This is a genomic window from Pseudomonas sp. S04, from assembly GCF_009834545.1.
Taxonomy (GTDB): domain Bacteria; phylum Pseudomonadota; class Gammaproteobacteria; order Pseudomonadales; family Pseudomonadaceae; genus Aquipseudomonas.
The window spans coordinates 5270297-5286577 of sequence record NZ_CP019427.1 but is presented as its reverse complement, the minus strand read 5'-3'; the positions used below and the strand labels follow the sequence as shown (position 1 = coordinate 5286577).

Here is a 16281-nt window from a genome sequence, read left to right as displayed (position 1 = left end):
ATTGGCTGAGCAACGCATCGGTCAGAACACGGAAGTCACTTTGCATTTCGCATTGCGCCTGGAGAACGGCGACACCGTCGACAGCACTTTCGACAAAGCCCCGGCGACCTTCAAGGTCGGCGATGGCAACCTGTTGCCAGGTTTCGAAGCCGCCTTGTTCGGCTTCAAGGCGGGCGACAAGCGTACACTGAGCATCGAGCCAGAGCGTGCGTTTGGCCAGCCCAACCCGCAGAACGTACAGATCATCCCGCGCTCGCAGTTCCAGGACATGGAGCTGTCCCCGGGTTTGCTGGTGATCTTCAACGATGCGGCCAACACCGAGCTGCCGGGTGTGGTCAAGGAATTCGATGACACGCAAGTGACTATCGACTTCAACCACCCGCTGGCGGGCAAGACCTTGACCTTTGACGTAGAGATCATCGACGTCAAAGCGCTCTAACCGACTAAGCCGGCCTTTTGTAGGAGCGAGCTTGCTCGCGATGATCGTTAACGATGACGCGTATATCCTGGATAAACGCGGTGTCTTTGAGTTTTTCGCGAGCAAACCGCAAGCGGGCACCCGCTCCTACAGGGCAAGACACGAGGCACAGCATGCAAATCAAACTCGCCAATCCCCGTGGCTTCTGCGCCGGTGTGGACCGGGCGATCGAAATCGTCAACCGCGCCCTGGAAGTCTTCGGGCCGCCGATCTATGTGCGCCACGAAGTGGTCCATAACAAGTTCGTGGTTGAAGACCTGCGTGCACGCGGAGCGATTTTCGTCGAGGAGCTGGATCAGGTGCCGGATGACGTCATCGTGATTTTCAGCGCCCACGGGGTTTCCCAGGCTGTTCGCAGCGAAGCCGCAGGCCGTGGCCTGAAGGTGTTCGACGCAACTTGCCCGTTGGTGACCAAGGTGCATATCGAAGTCGCGCGCTATAGCCGTGACGGTCGCGAGTGCATCCTGATCGGGCATGCCGGCCACCCGGAAGTCGAAGGCACCATGGGCCAGTACGATGCCAGCAACGGCGGTGCGATCTACCTCGTCGAAGACGAAAAGGATGTTGCCGCCTTGCAGGTGCATAACCCGGACAAGCTCGCCTTCGTCACCCAGACCACCTTGTCGATGGATGACACCAGTCGGGTGATCGACGCCTTGCGCACGCGTTTCCCGGCCATTGGCGGTCCACGCAAGGACGACATCTGCTACGCCACGCAAAACCGTCAGGATGCGGTCAAGCAACTGGCCGACGAATGCGATGTGGTGTTGGTGGTGGGCAGCCCCAACAGCTCCAACTCCAACCGCCTGCGTGAACTAGCCGAGCGCATGGCTACCCCGGCCTACCTGATCGACGGCGCCGAAGATTTGCAGCGCAGCTGGTTCGATGGCGTCGAGCGGATCGGCATCACCGCCGGGGCTTCGGCACCGGAAGTGCTGGTTCGTGGGGTAATCCAGCAGTTGCACGCCTGGGGTGCCACCGGTGCCGATGAACTGGCCGGTCGCGAGGAGAACATCACCTTCTCCATGCCCAAGGAACTACGGGTTCGCTCCCTGCTTTGATCCCGCGCACAAGGCCTGCTCCGCCTTGTCGTGGCGCAGGCTGACGCGGCCGCTTCTGGACAGCACCACCTGATGGTGACTGATTGGCTGGCGGCTCGCGCAGATGTGCAACGTCCCTACCTGAAAAGTACCTGCGGGCAATAACGGCTCGCCCAGGCTGCTGAATCGTACAAAACGCCTGACCCATTGATTGCCGACGATCAGCGGCGTCCCGCCAGTCTGGTGCTGGCGCAACAGTGGGTTGCTGCTGTCCTCCTGGCCGCGACCACTGAGGTCCAGGATGATTCGCCAGCCCTGGCTCCAGTCATCGTTCAAGCCATGCACCACCACCGCCTGATTGCGCAGCAGCGCCTCGCTGCGCGCATTGCGCAGGCCGCTGGCAAGGCTCAGGGCCGCGCTTTCCCGGCGCACTGACTGCGCGTATTGACTGAGCGCCGGCACGCTGAGGTGCAGCGCCATGGCGGCAATGGCCAGGCCTACCAGCAACTCGATCAGGCCCAGGCCTTTTTGATCCATGACGGCTCCTTCCCTGGAGTTACGAGGTATCCCTAGGTGTAGCTGTTGGCGGCCCAGGATGGTGGTCAATCATTGTGCAAAAGGTTTCGCTGCGTAGGGCCGCACTGGCGCAGTCGCGAATGTATTGCGCCTTGTTCCGGCGGCGAGCAGCGACGCGCAGCCGGCGCTAACCTTCCTGGTGATCAGGATCGATCACAGGGAGGTAGGAACCGTGCGGATGACGGTAGCGGGTGCACAGGGCGGTGTGACTTTGATTGAAGTGATGGTGGCCTTGCTGATTCTGACTGCAGGGTTGCTAGGGGCGGCGGCGGTTCAGCTCAATGCCTTGAAATACACCGACAGCTCGCTGATGAGCAGCCAGGCGAGTTTTATTGCCTACGACATGCTGGACCGGATTCGCGCCAATGTGGCGGCTGACTACAGCCTCCCTGCGCCGATATCGGGTCCTGTGGTATCGGCGCGGAATCAAGACCTGGCGGATTTCCACAGCCATATCCGCGAGTTCGGTGGCCCTAGCGCCCGCGGCAGTATCAGCCACGTCCAAGGGCTGTACAGCATCACCATTACCTGGGATGACGCACGCGCCGCCGGTATTGCGGATACCCGGCGCAGCCTGGTCTTGAGCAGTCGTGTCGCGGTCGAACCGCTGGGGGCGCCATGAGCAACAGGTGCCGGGGGTTCAGCCTGATCGAGCTGCTACTGGCGTTAGCCATCAGCCTGGCGGTAGTGCTGGGTGTGACGCAGATCTTCATGGCGGCGAACAACACCTACCGCGCGCAGAACGCAGCGGCCGGCATGCAGGAGGATGCGCGTTTTGTCTTGAGCAAGTTGCTGCAGGAGATTCGCATGGTCGGTGTGTTCGGTTGCCTGCAAAACATCACCGATGCCAGTGAAAGCGGGGATTTCAGTGCTGGCCGCAACGCACCGATCAAATGGGACAACACCTTGAAAAAGCTCAGCCTGGTCACCGCGGACGTTGGCGGCAATGGCGGCGTGCCGACCTGGACGGTAGTGTCGGACTGTCGCACCCGGGCCACTGCCTACAGCAAGCGACAGAGCCCGGCAGCGGGAGAAATTGCCTTAGCGATTCGCCGCCTGGATTACCGCCTGCGTGATGACGAAATCCTGCTGACGGCAGGTGACAGCACGCAGGCCCTGGTCAGCAACGTCAAGGCCTTTGCCGTGAGTTTCGGTCTGGCCGACAGTGCCAGCGGTACAGCAGTTTCCAGTTACAGCCCCAACCCCGGCGACCCGGCGCGGATCCGCAGCGTACGCTTGACCCTGACTCTGGCAGATCCCGGCCAGCGCGTGCGCGATCAAACCTTCAATGTCGTGGCCAGCTTGCGTAACCGCTTGCCTTAGGAGGCGCTGATGACGTCTCTCAAGACAAGAGCCCAGTCGGGCATGGCGCTGTTGCTGAGCCTGGTATTCCTCTCGCTGTTGACGCTGATCGGGGTTGCGGCGATGCAGAACGCCACACTCCAGGAAAAACTGGCGGCAAGCCTGGCCGCGCGCAATCAGTCATTCCAGGGGGCAGAGACGGCCCTGCGGATTGGCGAGAGTGCCGTGCAGCGTAGCAGCTACTTATTGCCGGAGTGCGCTGGGGGGATACGCTGCGGGCCGCCGGCCGAATCCTCGGTAGTCACCTCGGCCGGGTTCAACGCCACGTCCGGGGTGACCTGGATCGCCGCCGCCAATGGCGTTTATGGAGTGCAGAGCCTGGGCAGTATCACGGGGGCGGTGCGGGTTCCGGTGGATACCAGGGCCACGCTGTATCGGGTCAGCGCAGTGGGGCTGGGTGGCCATTCACGTACGGTGGTGGAGAGTATTTATGCCAAGATCGAGAGCGAAGCCGCTGCGATCGGCGGTAAGATGCTCGGCACCTGCTTGGCTGGGGAGACCCTCGGCGAAGGCAGGCCCTGCGCGGTTGAAAACAGCGATGGCGGCAGCCGTCGAATCATGTGGCGACAAATACAGTAAGTGAGACTTGAGGCAATGCGTAGATTCAACCAAGGCTTTACCCTGATCGAAATCATGATTGTGATCGCGATCATCGGCATTGTGGTGACCATATCCGCTCCGCTGCTCACCGAGTACGTGAAAAAGACCCACCGTAGCGAGATCGCAGGGCTGCTGTCAGAGCAGGCGCAGTTGCTTGAGCGGTTCCACTCCCAAAACAATGTCTACAGCAATGCCACGGGACTGAGTGCCGGTAACGAGTACTACAGCATCGTCCCGACCCTGGCGGATCAAAGCTTCCTGCTGACGGCCGTGCGTAAGTCTGACGCCAGCATGGCCAGCGACAAATGTGGCGATCTCACGCTGAGCAACACCGGTGTGATGGGCATGAACAATGCGGCAGCCGAGCTGACCAGCAAAGATTGCTGGGGCCGCTGAGGCGCTTTTTCGGGGTGCGGCTTGCACCCCCTGTCTTTTTTACTGTTGGATCAGATGATGGCCAAGCAAGAGCAAGTGGTGATTGTCGGCGGCGGAGTGATCGGCCTGCTGACGGCGTTTAATCTGGCGCCCCATGTAGAGCGGGTGATCCTGCTGGATCGTTCCAGTCTTGGCCAGGAATCTTCCTGGGCGGGCGGCGGTATCGTTTCGCCGCTGTATCCATGGCGCTACAGTCCGGCAGTCACGGCCTTGGCTCATTGGTCCCAGGACTTTTATCCACAGTTGGCCGAGCGCTTGTTCGCCGCCACCGGGGTCGACCCTGAGGTTCATACCACGGGCTTGTACTGGCTGGACCTGGAGGACGAAGCCGAGGCGCTGGCCTGGGCGCAGCGGGAAAATCGCCCGCTCAGTGCTGTGGATATCTCGGCCGCTCACGACCACGTGCCCGTGTTGGGGTCAGGTTTTTCTCGGGCGATCTACATGGCAGATGTGGCCAACGTGCGTAACCCGCGCCTGGTCAAATCACTCAAGGCGGCATTGCTGGCGCTGCCCAACGTGACCGTTCACGAACAGTGCGAGGTCAGCGGCTTCATTCGCCAGGGTGAGCGAGTGCTGGGGGTCGAGAGTTCCAGCGGCCCGATCCTGGGTGATCAGGTGGTGCTGACCGCAGGTGCCTGGAGTGGCGATCTGCTCAAGACCCTGGGCCTGGTTTTGCCGGTGGAACCGGTGAAAGGCCAGATGATTCTCTACAAGTGTGAAGCGGACTTTCTCTCGAGCATGGTTCTGGCCAAGGGCCGTTACGCCATTCCACGTCGCGACGGCCACATTCTGATCGGCAGCACCCTGGAGCACGAAGGGTTCGACAAGACGCCGACCGAGACTGCGCTGGAAAGCCTCAAGGCTTCGGCAGTGGAGTTGATTCCAGCGCTCGCACGGGCCGAAGTGGTTGGGCATTGGGCGGGGCTGCGTCCCGGTTCACCAGAGGGTGTTCCCTATATTGGTGCGGTGCCGGGGGTTGGCGGGTTGTGGCTCAACTGTGGGCATTACCGCAATGGCCTGGTACTCGCGCCCGCTTCCTGCCAGCTGTTCGCCGATGTGTTGCTGGGACGCGAGCCGGTGATCGATCCGGCCCCCTATGCGCCGGCCGGCCGAATCTGAGGCCGCGCTTCACTCCAGACCGAGCTTTTTCAACCGGTAACGCAGGGAGCGAAACGACAGGCTCAAGCGCTGGGCGGCTGCCGTGCGGTTCCAGCGGGTTTGCTCCAGGGCCTGGAGAATCACCCGGCGCTCGATCTCCTCCAGGTAATGCTGGAGGTTGTCGACCTGCTTCAGGTCGCAGAGAGGGGCGTCCTCACTGGCACTAGCGCTGCCATCGGCTTGGATCAGCCGCAAGTCACTGGCTCCTATCTGCTGGTTTTCGCACAGCGTATGGGCGCGCTCGAGCATGTTTTCCAGTTCGCGGACGTTACCCGGAAAACCATAGCCCTTGAGGGCCTCCAGGGCTTGCGGCAGCAGGTGTGCGAGGGGCGCGCCCGTGTCGGCGGCCAGGCGTTTGAGCATCTGGGTGGACAGTAATTCTATGTCGTCGCGGCACTCGCGTAACGGCGGCACGCGCAGCTCGATCACGTTCAGCCGATAGTACAGGTCCTGACGAAAACGTCCGGCGCTGACTTCTGCGTCCAGGTTCTTGTGCGTGGCACAGAGTATTCGCGTATCAATCAGGCTTTCGTGCAACTGACCGATGCTGCGCACGGCCTTTTCCTGGATGGCCCTGAGCAGTTTGACCTGCATGCCCAGGGGCAGGTCCGCGACTTCATCAAGGAACAGGGTCCCTGCATTCGCTGCCTGGAATAACCCGGGCTTGTCTTCGATGGCGCCGCTGAAGCTGCCTTTGCGGTGACCGAAAAATTCGCTTTCCATCAGTTCCGTCGGGATGGCCCCGCAGTTGACGGGGACGAAAGGCTGGCTGGCGCGTGGGCCTTGATCGTGAATCAGCCGGGCAACCAACTCTTTGCCACTACCTGATTCGCCGCTGATGTACACCGCAGCCTGGCTGTGGGCCAGTTTTTCGATCTGCTGGCGCAGGCTACGGATGGGCAGCGAATCCCCCAGCAGGCGCCGGAGCCGGCAGGGGGGAGCCGGAATATGCTGGGAAGTCTTCAACGTCGTGTCCGTCCGTGGGCTAACGTTTGTCGCCGCTACTTGAGTAGCGGCAGGTAATGCCTCAACGATCCCGCGAGCTTGGGCCTTGCTCAAGGTGGCCCTGGCTGCAATACCACTGTTGCTGCAGGCTCAGGGCGCGGTCGCGTGGCAGGTGAACACCGCAGTGGGCGCAACGGACCATGGGTGGTGCATTTTGCTCGCTGGGTGTCGGGCGGGAGGCGTCGGCGGGGCGCTTGAACTTGCGCCAGAACCATACCGCAGCAGCAATCAGGGCAATCCAGAACAGTAAACGAAGCATGGTCAGCGGCTTTTTGGGAGGATGATTGGGCAGTTTAGCCAAGGTCTCATCCAGCGCACAGCGCTATAAAATCCGGAAATAAAAAAGGAGACTCGAAAGTCTCCTTTTGTGTACCTGGCGGGTATCAGTCGAACACGCCGAAGGTCATGTAGCTGAACCAGGAGCGGTCGTCGTTGCTGCCTTCCGCTTCGTGTTGCTCTTCTTCGACAGCATCGCCGTCTTGTGGCTTGAGCTCGGCCGGGATGGAGTCCTTGGCATCCTGATACTGCTTCATGATGTCCTGGTTGGCGCGGGTTTCACCCGGCGGCAGCGGCGGACGGGACTCGATCAGGCCCAAGGTGGCCTTGCTGGCCCACGAACGGTTGTCGGCTTCGGCAACCCGTGGCACGAACTGACCGTCCACCAGGCTTGAGTGATTCGGGTAGTTCAGCTTCAGGGTTTCCAGGCTGGTATTGGCCAACTCGTCCAGGTGCAGGCGCTGGTAGGCTTCGACCATCACGGCCAAGCCATCACCGACCGACGGTGTTTCCTGGAAGTTTTCCACCACGTAGCGACCGCGGTTGGCCGCTGCGACATAGGCCTGACGGGTCAGGTAGTAGTCGGCAACGTGGATTTCGTAGGAGGCCAGCAGGTTGCGCAGGTAGATCATGCGCTGCTTGGCGTCCGGCGCGTAGCGGCTGTTGGGGTAGCGGCTGGTGAGCTGGGCGAATTCGTTGTACGAGTCGCGGGCTGCACCTGGGTCACGCTTGGTCATGTCCAGCGGCAGGAAGCGCGCCAGCAGGCCAACATCCTGGTCAAACGAGGTCAGGCCCTTGAGGTAATAGGCATAGTCGACGTTCGGGTGCTGGGGGTGCAGGCGGATGAAGCGCTCGGCAGCCGACTTGGCAGCCTCGGGCTCGGCGTTCTTGTAGTTCGCATAAATCAGTTCGAGTTGAGCCTGGTCCGCATAGCGACCGAAGGGATAACGCGACTCCAGGGCCTTCAGCTTCGCTGTGGCCGCGGTGTAGCTGTTGTTGTCCAGATCGGTCTGAGCCTGCTGGTACAGCTCGACTTCGCTGAGGTTTTCGTCTACGACTTCCTTCGACGAGCAAGCAGCGGTCAATGCGAGGATGGCGATCAGCAGCAGGTGTTTCACTTGCATGGCGGCTTGCGTCCCTATGACGGCCGCTGTCTTGGGCGGGGCCGTCCTGTTATGATGAGTGCCCCGTTGAATAGCCTCGGGGCAAAAGACGCCGTATTTAACCACAAGCGCGCAGCCGAAACCAAAGGCTGTGCCGACGCCTAGTCTGAGCATGTCCGATAAAATTGAACTTCGCGCAGAGGTGCCGTCCGAATTGGGCGGCCAACGCCTCGATCAAGTCGCCGCACAATTATTCGCTGAGCACTCGCGCTCGCGCCTTTCCGCCTGGATCAAAGACGGCCGCCTGACTGTGGATGGGGCGGTTATCCGCCCGCGAGACATTGTCCATGGTGGCGCCATCCTTGAGTTGACCGCCGAGCAGGAAGCTCAGGGCGAATGGATCGCTCAAGACATCGCCCTGGACATCGTCTATGAAGATGACGACATCCTGGTGATCAACAAGCCTGCCGGGCTGGTGGTGCATCCTGCCGCCGGTCACGCCGACGGCACGTTGCTCAACGCCTTGCTGCACCACGTGCCGGACATCATCAATGTTCCGCGCGCCGGCATCGTGCACCGTCTGGACAAGGACACCACCGGTTTGATGGTGGTGGCCAAGACCATTCAGGCGCAGACGCAACTGGTTACACAGTTGCAGAGCCGCAGTGTCAGCCGGATCTACGAGTGCATCGTGATTGGTGTGGTCACCGCCGGCGGCAAGATCAACGCGCCGATCGGTCGTCACGGCCAGCAGCGCCAGCGCATGGCGGTGATGGAAGGCGGCAAGCAGGCGGTCAGCCACTACCGTGTGCTCGAGCGTTTCCGCTCCCACACCCACGTGCGGGTCAAGCTGGAAACCGGTCGAACCCACCAGATTCGGGTGCACATGGCCCACATCAACTTCCCGTTGGTCGGAGACCCTGCCTACGGCGGTCGCTTCCGTATCCCGCCGGCAGCCAGTGTGACCATGGTCGAGTCGCTGAAACACTTCCCGCGTCAGGCGCTGCATGCGCGTTTCCTGGAACTGGATCATCCGACCACCGGCAAGCGCATGAGCTGGGAATCGCCACTACCAGAAGATTTCGTCTGGTTGCTCACGCTGCTCAAGCAGGACCGTGAGGCGTTCATCGGATGAGTGACTGGCTGATTCCTGACTGGCCGCTGCCTGCCGGGGTCAAAGCCTGTGTCACCACCCGTGCGGGCGGCGTCAGCCTGACGCCGTTCGACAGCCTCAACCTGGGCGATCATGTCGATGACAGCCCTGCGGCAGTGGCCGAGAATCGCCGGCGCCTGACGGATCACTTTGCGATACAACCGGCCTGGTTACAGCAGGTGCACGGTGTTGCCGTGGCCCACGCTGACCCGACTCTGGTCGCGACCGCGGACGCCAGCTGGACGGCCACGCCCGGCATCGCCTGCACGGTGATGACGGCCGATTGCCTGCCTGTGTTGTTCTGTGATCGTGCCGGTAGCCGTGTTGCGGCAGCTCATGCCGGCTGGCGCGGATTAGCCGCAGGCGTGCTGGAGGCGACGCTCGACAGCCTCGCCGTGGATCCGGCGCAAGTGCTGGTCTGGCTCGGTCCGGCCATTGGCCCGAGGGCCTTTGAAGTGGGTCCGGAAGTTCGCGAAGTGTTCATCGCGCAACTTGCAGAAACACATCAGGCTTTTGTGCCCAGTCATAATGCTGGCAAGTACCTGGCCGACATCTACCTGCTGGCGCGCTTGCGCCTCAAAGCCCGCGGCGTCAACGCCGTGTACGGTGGCGGCTGGTGTACCGTGACCGACCCACGCTTCTTTTCCTACCGCCGTGCGCCACGCACCGGCCGGTTTGCCTCCCTGATCTGGCTCGAACGCTAGACTCTCCTGACCTGCATCAACTGCACGACGCTTGAATCTTCCAGAATCGACCGCATCTAGTGGGGTATCTGGCAGGTTTCTCTATTTAGGTGTGTCCATCGCTCCGGCCTGCTCAAAAGGAAGGTGACCAATGCGTATAGACCGTTTAACCAGCAAATTGCAGTTAGCCTTATCCGATGCCCAATCCCTGGCCGTTGGCCTCGATCATCCGGGCATTGAACCTGCGCACCTGATGCAAGCACTGCTTGAACAGCAGGGTGGCTCGATCAAGCCGCTGCTGATGCAAGTGGGCTTCGACATCAACAGCCTGCGCAGCGCGTTGAGCAAAGAGCTCGACCAATTGCCAAAAATCCAGAATCCGACTGGCGACGTGAACATGTCGCAGGACCTCGCGCGACTGCTCAATCAGGCTGATCGCCTGGCCCAGCAAAAAGGTGATCAGTTCATCTCCAGCGAGCTGGTGCTGCTCGCCGCCATGGACGAGAACAGCAAACTCGGCAAGTTGCTGCTCGGCCAGGGCGTGAGCAAGAAAGCCCTGGAGAATGCGATCACCAACCTGCGTGGTGGTGAAGCAGTGAACGACCCGAATGCCGAGGAATCGCGCCAGGCGCTGGATAAATACACGGTCGACCTGACCAAGCGCGCCGAAGACGGCAAGCTCGATCCGGTGATCGGTCGTGATGACGAAATTCGCCGGACCATCCAGGTCCTGCAGCGCCGGACCAAAAACAACCCGGTGCTGATCGGTGAGCCGGGTGTGGGTAAAACCGCTATTGCCGAAGGCCTGGCCCAGCGCATCATCAATGGTGAGGTGCCAGACGGCCTGCGTGGCAAGCGCCTGCTGTCGCTGGATATGGGCGCGCTGATTGCCGGTGCCAAGTACCGTGGCGAGTTTGAAGAGCGCCTCAAAGGCCTGCTCAACGAACTGTCGAAGCAGGAAGGGCAGATCATTCTGTTCATCGACGAACTGCACACCATGGTCGGCGCCGGTAAAGGCGAAGGCTCGATGGATGCCGGTAACATGCTCAAGCCGGCCCTCGCCCGGGGTGAGTTGCACTGCGTCGGCGCGACCACGCTCAACGAGTACCGTCAATATATAGAGAAGGACGCGGCCCTCGAGCGACGCTTCCAGAAAGTCCTGGTGGATGAGCCAAGCGAGGAAGACACCATCGCTATCCTGCGTGGCCTGAAAGAGCGCTACGAGGTTCACCACAAGGTGGCGATCACGGACGGTGCGATCATTGCGGCGGCCAAGCTGAGCCATCGCTATATCACTGACCGGCAGTTGCCGGACAAGGCCATCGACCTGATCGACGAAGCGGCCAGCCGCATTCGCATGGAAATCGACTCCAAGCCCGAAGTGCTGGATCGCCTGGAGCGGCGCCTGATTCAACTCAAGGTCGAATCCCAGGCCCTGAAGAAAGAAGATGACGAAGCGGCGATCAAGCGCCTGGAAAAACTCCAGGAAGAGATTGTCCGGCTGGAACGCGAGTATTCCGACCTGGAGGAAATCTGGACCTCGGAGAAAGCGGAAGTGCAGGGTTCTGCGCAGATCCAGCAGAAAATCGAGCAGTCGCGCCAGGAGCTGGAAACTGCCCGCCGTAAAGGTGACCTGAATCGCATGGCCGAGTTGCAGTACGGGGTGATCCCGGACCTGGAGCGCAGCCTGCAAATGGTCGACCAGCATGGCAAGAGCGAAAACCAGTTGCTGCGTAGCAAGGTGACTGAAGAAGAGATTGCCGAAGTCGTGTCGAAATGGACCGGTATCCCGGTGTCGAAAATGCTCGAGGGTGAGCGCGACAAGCTGATGAAGATGGAAAGCCTGTTGCACCAACGTGTGATCGGCCAGAACGAGGCCGTGGTGGCTGTGGCCAACGCGGTGCGGCGTTCGCGCGCCGGGTTGTCCGACCCTAACCGCCCAAGTGGTTCGTTCATGTTCCTCGGCCCGACTGGCGTGGGCAAGACCGAGCTGTGCAAGGCGCTGGCCGAGTTCCTGTTTGATACGGAAGAGTCGATGGTGCGCATCGACATGTCCGAGTTCATGGAGAAACATTCCGTGGCGCGGCTGATCGGGGCACCACCAGGCTACGTGGGTTACGAGGAGGGCGGTTACCTGACCGAAGCGGTACGTCGCAAGCCGTACTCGGTGATCCTCCTGGACGAGGTCGAGAAGGCCCACCCGGATGTGTTCAACGTATTGCTGCAAGTGCTGGAAGACGGTCGCCTGACCGACAGTCACGGACGCACCGTGGATTTCCGTAATACGGTGATCGTCATGACGTCCAACCTGGGCTCGGTACAGATCCAGGAACTGGTGGGTGATCGTGAGGCGCAACGTGCCGCGGTGATGGATGCGGTGTCGACGCACTTCCGTCCGGAGTTCATCAACCGGATCGACGAAGTGGTGATCTTCGAGCCTCTGGCCCGTGATCAGATTGCCGGCATCACTGAAATCCAGTTGGGCCGCCTGCGCAGCCGTCTGGCTGAGCGTGAGCTGAAGCTGGAACTGAGTAGCGAAGCGTTGGATAAGTTGATCGCGGTGGGTTACGACCCGGTCTATGGCGCACGGCCACTCAAGCGAGCGATCCAGCGCTGGATCGAAAACCCGCTGGCCCAGCTGATTCTGTCGGGCAGCTTCCTGCCAGGCACCAGCGTAACGGCCACCGTGGTGAACGACGAAATCGTGTTCAACTGAGGCGTAATTGCCGTAAAAGAGCAGAGGCCCCGCATTGCGGGGCCTTTTTTTTCACAGGGTGTTGAACTGTAAGGAAAAGGCTTGTAAAGTGCGCCCCGCAGTAAGTCGCCCCAAGGGTTTCCACTCCCCAAGTAGAAATCTGAAATAAGTTGCAAATCATTGTCTTGAAAGCAATTTAGGGGGTTGACAGAGGTGTTTAAGGTTGTAGAATAGCGCGCCTCAGACACACGAACGCAGCGATGCGAACGGGTCGAAGAGAACGCAGTAAAGCTTCAAATGTTGTGATTGAAATATGTAGTTCCGTGATAGCTCAGTCGGTAGAGCAAATGACTGTTAATCATTGGGTCCCAGGTTCGAGTCCTGGTCACGGAGCCAATTTCAAACCGGGGTATAGCGCAGTCCGGTAGCGCGCCTGCTTTGGGAGCAGGATGTCAGGAGTTCGAATCCCCTTACCCCGACCATTTTTGGGTCGTTAGCTCAGTTGGTAGAGCAGTTGGCTTTTAACCAATTGGTCGTAGGTTCGAATCCCACACGACCCACCATTTTTGAAACCAGTTAACGCTGGAATCGAATCTTAAGATCAGAGGCCAAAAGCGCTGATCGAAGAAGGCGACTTGGAAAGGTCGCCTTTTTTTTACCGGGGTATAGCGCAGTCCGGTAGCGCGCCTGCTTTGGGAGCAGGATGTCAGGAGTTCGAATCCCCTTACCCCGACCATATTAAAAATCCTCGTATCGAAAGATACGGGGATTTTTTTTGCCTGCACAAAATCCCGACGTGCCGCAGACCTCTAATGTGGGAGCGGGCTTGCCCGCGAAAGCGGTGTATCAGTCACAGTCGATGTTGAATGTGCTGCCGTCATCGCGAGCAAGAGTTACATCGAGTTCTCAGTGCAATTTCAGGCGTGGCTCGGTGCCGCGTCCAATCTTGCTGCCCAGCATCAGCATCGCCGTGCGGAACGGCCCGTACAGCGCCACTTGGTGCATGCGGTACAGCGACACGTAGAACATCCGCGCCAGCCAGCCCTCCAGCATCACGCTGCCCGTCAGGTTGCCCATCAAGTTACCCACAGCCGAAAACCGCGACAGCGAGATCAACGATCCGTAATCGGTGTACTTGTAGGAGGGCAGTGGTTTGCCTTCGATCCGCAGTTTCAACGATTTGGCCAGTAGCGAAGCCTGCTGGTGTGCAGCCTGGGCACGCGGCGGCACGTTGCGATCAGTCCCGGGTTGCGGGCAGGCGGCGCAATCACCGAAGGCGAAGATGTTCTCGTCGCGGGTGGTCTGCAGGGTCGGCAATACCTGCAGCTGGTTGATGCGGTTGGTTTCCAGGCCGTCGATATCCTTGAGGAAACCCGGTGCGCGGATCCCGGCCGCCCAGACTTTCAGGCTGGCTTTGATTACATTGCCATCGGCGGTGATCAGGCTATCGGCCGTCACTTCGCTGACCGCCGCGTTGGTCATGACATTGACCCCAAGTTTCTCCAGGGTTTTATGCACAGGACCGCCGATCCGGTCCGGCAGGGCCGGCAGCACTCGGGGGCCAGCCTCGATCAGGGTGATGTGCATGTTTTCCGGCTTGATCCGGTCCAGGCCGTAGGCGGCCAGTTCATGGGCCGCGTTGTGCAGTTCGGCGGCCAACTCGACACCGGTGGCGCCAGCGCCGACGATGGCCACGCTGATTTGCTCGACCTTATCGGTCTGTCCGGCATGGGCACGCAGGTAATGGTTGAGCAGTTGCTGGTGGAAACGCTCGGCCTGTTTGCGGGTGTCGAGGAACAGGCAGTGCTGGGCCGCGCCCAGGGTGCCGAAGTCGTTGGTGGTGCTGCCTACCGAGATTACCAACGAGTCGTAGGACACTTCACGAGCCGGTACCAGCTCCAGGCCGGCTTCGTCGTAGGTAGCGGCCAGCTGGATTTTCTTCTGCGCGCGATCGAGCCCGCTCATGCGCCCCAGTTGGAACTCGAAGTGGTTCCATTTGGCCTGGGCGACATAGTTGAGTTCGTCTTCGGAAGAGTTCAGCGAACCGGCGGCCACTTCATGCAGCAGCGGTTTCCAGATGTGGGTCAGGTTGGCGTCGACCAGCATCACACTGGCCGTGCCACGCTTGCCCAGAGTCTTACCCAGACGGGTAGCCAACTCCAGACCGCCGGCGCCGCCGCCAACGATGACAATACGATGAGTCATGGGGATATCTCGCAAGGCTAAAGGAAATCGGTGCAGTCAACCGAGCGAGCGCCACGCAGCTCATAGCGTCAGGTAACTGATAAAACGGCTCAGCAGGCCCAGGCCAATGGTCACCGCCAGGACTATCACCAGGAGCATCCACGGCCGAAAAGGCCGGCGCTCGACTTGGTGCTGGGACAGGTGCAGGTACTCTTCGACATGCTGTTGGTCGTCCGGGTTCAGGCGGCTGGTCATATCAAGGCCTCGTCAGGTAGATAGACGTTGCTAAAGGTGTAGAAGCTACAGCGCACGGCCAAGTCAGCCGCCAGTATTGAAGGGAGCATAGCCGCTCACTGGCACGGGCTCGACACACAGCCTGTCATCCAGGCGAATGATGCCACTTTGTATCACCCGCGCGGTAATCCCGCCATGGCCGCGCACGGCCTGGAAAGTCCCTGGGCCGAGGTTCTGTTCGAGCCTGGTGCAGGGCTGGCACCAGCCCGTGGTTTCGAAGATGGCCTGGCCAATTCGGAAGCGCCGGCCCTTGAGGCTGAACAGATTGATCCCGCTGACCACAATATTGCGGCGCAAGTCCTGGGGCTGGATCGGCTGGTCTGCAGGGCGTTCCATCAAGGAACTGATCACGGCCAGGTGTTCCCACTGGATCAGCGTGACCTGCCGCGCATTGCGCACCCCGGGCCGCGCATGATCGCCCGTCAGGCCGGCCTCCAAGCGTGCTTCCACGGCATCGAGCGCGAGCATCGGCCCGCGCGATTGTGGGCGCACGCCCAGCCAACGCACGCGGCCTTGCTGGGGTACCGCGGCAATCAGCTCCTGCAACGGGCTCACAGGCTGATCCCGACGTCGAAGACGATACTGCGCCCCAGGTTACTGCGCAGGAAGTCCGGCGCGTCGGGATGGGCGAACAGCACGCGGGCGAAGGTCGGGCCTACCAGTGAGAGCGAGCGCCAGCCCTGGCGCAGGTATTCGGTGGGGGGTGGGAAATGGCTGTTGAGGTCCAGCACTTCACGCTTGAGGCTGGCGAAAGCGATGATGTCCAGTTCACCCAGGTCCATGCCACGTTCTTTGTAGTTGTGCGCTTTTTTGCGCAGGGTCGGCGCCAGCCTGAGTAAAAACTCGTTGGCCGGAATCCGCTTGGGCTTGGCCTCGCGGCGCACCAACTGGCTCAAGGAGAACGCGCTGCGTCGGCGCTGCAGTTCATCGCGCCACTCGTCATTGAGCCGCCGACCTTCGTCGAGAACGAAGAACACTTCGAAATTGGCCTCGCGAAACAGCACGTCGGGCGGCTCGCCGGCGGGGCTGAACTCGTCGGCGCGGTAAGGAATGTTCAAGCCCTGCAACAGGCGCTGGCACACCCAACGCTCACGCTCCCATTTGCGGGCATTGGAGAGGAACGCGTTGGCCTGCTCGGCCGCGATGGTCAGCAGGCGTAAATAATCTGAATCATCCATAGGCCAAGCTTAGCGTTCAAATGCGTTCACAAAGAACACAATTTGTCGGACAGGCGCAAAC

Annotated in this window: 16 protein-coding genes, 4 tRNA genes and 2 pseudogenes; 14 read left to right on the top strand and 8 right to left on the bottom strand. The window is 60.6% G+C overall.

All coding sequences use genetic code 11. The features are described 5' to 3' along the window. The first annotated feature begins 1 nt into the window (after position 1). On the top strand, positions 2–439 hold the full coding sequence (gene fkpB, locus PspS04_RS23585) for an FKBP-type peptidyl-prolyl cis-trans isomerase (RefSeq protein WP_174244638.1): 438 nt from the start codon (positions 2–4) through the stop codon (positions 437–439). 152 nt (positions 440–591) lie between these two features. Then, on the top strand, positions 592–1539 hold the full coding sequence (gene ispH / locus PspS04_RS23580; protein WP_095166506.1) for a 4-hydroxy-3-methylbut-2-enyl diphosphate reductase: 948 nt from the start codon (positions 592–594) through the stop codon (positions 1537–1539). Here ispH and PspS04_RS23575 read toward each other — a convergent pair. Next, a complete protein-coding gene (locus PspS04_RS23575; RefSeq protein WP_159998041.1) occupies positions 1516–2055 on the bottom strand; it encodes a GspH/FimT family pseudopilin in 540 nt (179 codons plus the stop codon). The genes ispH and PspS04_RS23575 overlap by 24 nt on opposite strands. Before the next feature lie 217 nt (positions 2056–2272). On the opposite strand from PspS04_RS23575, the gene pilV reads away from it, so the two are divergent. The 5 genes and pseudogenes from pilV (at position 2273) to thiO (ending at position 5610) form a co-directional block, all read left to right on the top strand. Further along, entirely contained in the window at positions 2273–2716 is a 444-nt protein-coding gene (pilV, locus tag PspS04_RS23570; RefSeq protein WP_159998039.1) for a type IV pilus modification protein PilV, read from the top strand. Next, the gene (locus tag PspS04_RS23565; RefSeq protein ID WP_159998037.1) at positions 2713–3417 is read left to right on the top strand and encodes a PilW family protein; all 705 of its coding nucleotides are present in this window, start codon (positions 2713–2715) and stop codon (positions 3415–3417) included. Before pilV ends, PspS04_RS23565 begins: the two co-directional genes overlap by 4 nt. Before the next feature lie 9 nt (positions 3418–3426). Beyond that, a pseudogene (locus PspS04_RS23560) lies at positions 3427–3894 on the top strand (pilus assembly PilX family protein); the annotation flags it as partial. Positions 3895–4050: 156 nt separating this feature from the next. Further along, the gene (locus tag PspS04_RS23555; RefSeq protein WP_095166512.1) at positions 4051–4452 is read left to right on the top strand and encodes a type IV pilin protein; all 402 of its coding nucleotides are present in this window, start codon (positions 4051–4053) and stop codon (positions 4450–4452) included. Between the two features lie 57 nt (positions 4453–4509). Next, a complete protein-coding gene (gene thiO / locus PspS04_RS23550) occupies positions 4510–5610 on the top strand; it encodes a glycine oxidase ThiO (RefSeq protein ID WP_159998035.1) in 1101 nt (366 codons plus the stop codon). 9 nt (positions 5611–5619) lie between these two features. Here thiO and PspS04_RS23545 read toward each other — a convergent pair. From PspS04_RS23545 to PspS04_RS23535, 3 genes and pseudogenes are all read right to left on the bottom strand, one after another. Beyond that, a pseudogene (locus tag PspS04_RS23545) lies at positions 5620–6573 on the bottom strand (sigma-54 interaction domain-containing protein); the annotation flags it as partial. A 103-nt stretch (positions 6574–6676) separates the two neighbouring features. Further along, a complete protein-coding gene (locus PspS04_RS23540; RefSeq protein WP_095166631.1) occupies positions 6677–6913 on the bottom strand; it encodes a PP0621 family protein in 237 nt (78 codons plus the stop codon). Between the two features lie 124 nt (positions 6914–7037). Continuing rightward, positions 7038–8054 (bottom strand): outer membrane protein assembly factor BamD, encoded by a 1017-nt coding sequence (locus PspS04_RS23535; protein WP_095166515.1) that lies wholly within the window; start codon positions 8052–8054, stop codon positions 7038–7040. A 151-nt stretch (positions 8055–8205) separates the two neighbouring features. Here PspS04_RS23535 and rluD point away from each other — a divergent pair, with 151 nt between their 5' ends. From rluD to PspS04_RS23500, 7 genes are all read left to right on the top strand, one after another. Continuing rightward, a complete protein-coding gene (rluD, locus tag PspS04_RS23530) occupies positions 8206–9168 on the top strand; it encodes a 23S rRNA pseudouridine(1911/1915/1917) synthase RluD (protein WP_095166517.1) in 963 nt (320 codons plus the stop codon). After that, positions 9165–9890, top strand: a complete 726-nt coding sequence (gene pgeF, locus PspS04_RS23525; protein WP_159998033.1) for a peptidoglycan editing factor PgeF — start codon at positions 9165–9167, stop codon at positions 9888–9890. The genes rluD and pgeF overlap by 4 nt, the downstream gene beginning before the upstream one ends. Positions 9891–10020: 130 nt before the next feature. Beyond that, positions 10021–12585 (top strand): ATP-dependent chaperone ClpB, encoded by a 2565-nt coding sequence (gene clpB / locus PspS04_RS23520; protein WP_159998031.1) that lies wholly within the window; start codon positions 10021–10023, stop codon positions 12583–12585. A gap of 299 nt (positions 12586–12884) precedes the next feature. Then, positions 12885–12960: transfer RNA gene (locus PspS04_RS23515), tRNA-Asn, on the top strand. A gap of 9 nt (positions 12961–12969) precedes the next feature. Then, a tRNA-Pro gene (locus PspS04_RS23510) sits at positions 12970–13046 on the top strand. 5 nt (positions 13047–13051) lie between these two features. Then, positions 13052–13127: transfer RNA gene (locus PspS04_RS23505), tRNA-Lys, on the top strand. 96 nt (positions 13128–13223) lie between these two features. Beyond that, positions 13224–13300, top strand: a tRNA-Pro gene (locus tag PspS04_RS23500). Positions 13301–13470: 170 nt separating this feature from the next. Here the strand turns inward: PspS04_RS23500 and PspS04_RS23495 are convergent. The 4 genes from PspS04_RS23495 to PspS04_RS23480 all read right to left on the bottom strand — a co-directional run bounded on the left by PspS04_RS23495 (position 13471) and on the right by PspS04_RS23480 (position 16220). After that, positions 13471–14769 (bottom strand): NAD(P)/FAD-dependent oxidoreductase, encoded by a 1299-nt coding sequence (locus PspS04_RS23495; RefSeq protein ID WP_095166523.1) that lies wholly within the window; start codon positions 14767–14769, stop codon positions 13471–13473. 60 nt (positions 14770–14829) lie between these two features. Then, on the bottom strand, positions 14830–15003 hold the full coding sequence (locus PspS04_RS23490) for a DUF3094 domain-containing protein (RefSeq protein ID WP_095166525.1): 174 nt from the start codon (positions 15001–15003) through the stop codon (positions 14830–14832). Positions 15004–15066: 63 nt separating this feature from the next. Then, positions 15067–15597, bottom strand: a complete 531-nt coding sequence (locus PspS04_RS23485; protein WP_159998029.1) for an MOSC domain-containing protein — start codon at positions 15595–15597, stop codon at positions 15067–15069. Then, complete coding sequence (locus PspS04_RS23480; protein WP_095166529.1) at positions 15594–16220, bottom strand: DUF1780 domain-containing protein; 627 nt, start codon at positions 16218–16220, stop codon at positions 15594–15596. Before PspS04_RS23480 ends, PspS04_RS23485 begins: the two co-directional genes overlap by 4 nt. Between the last annotated feature and the right edge of the window lie 61 nt (positions 16221–16281).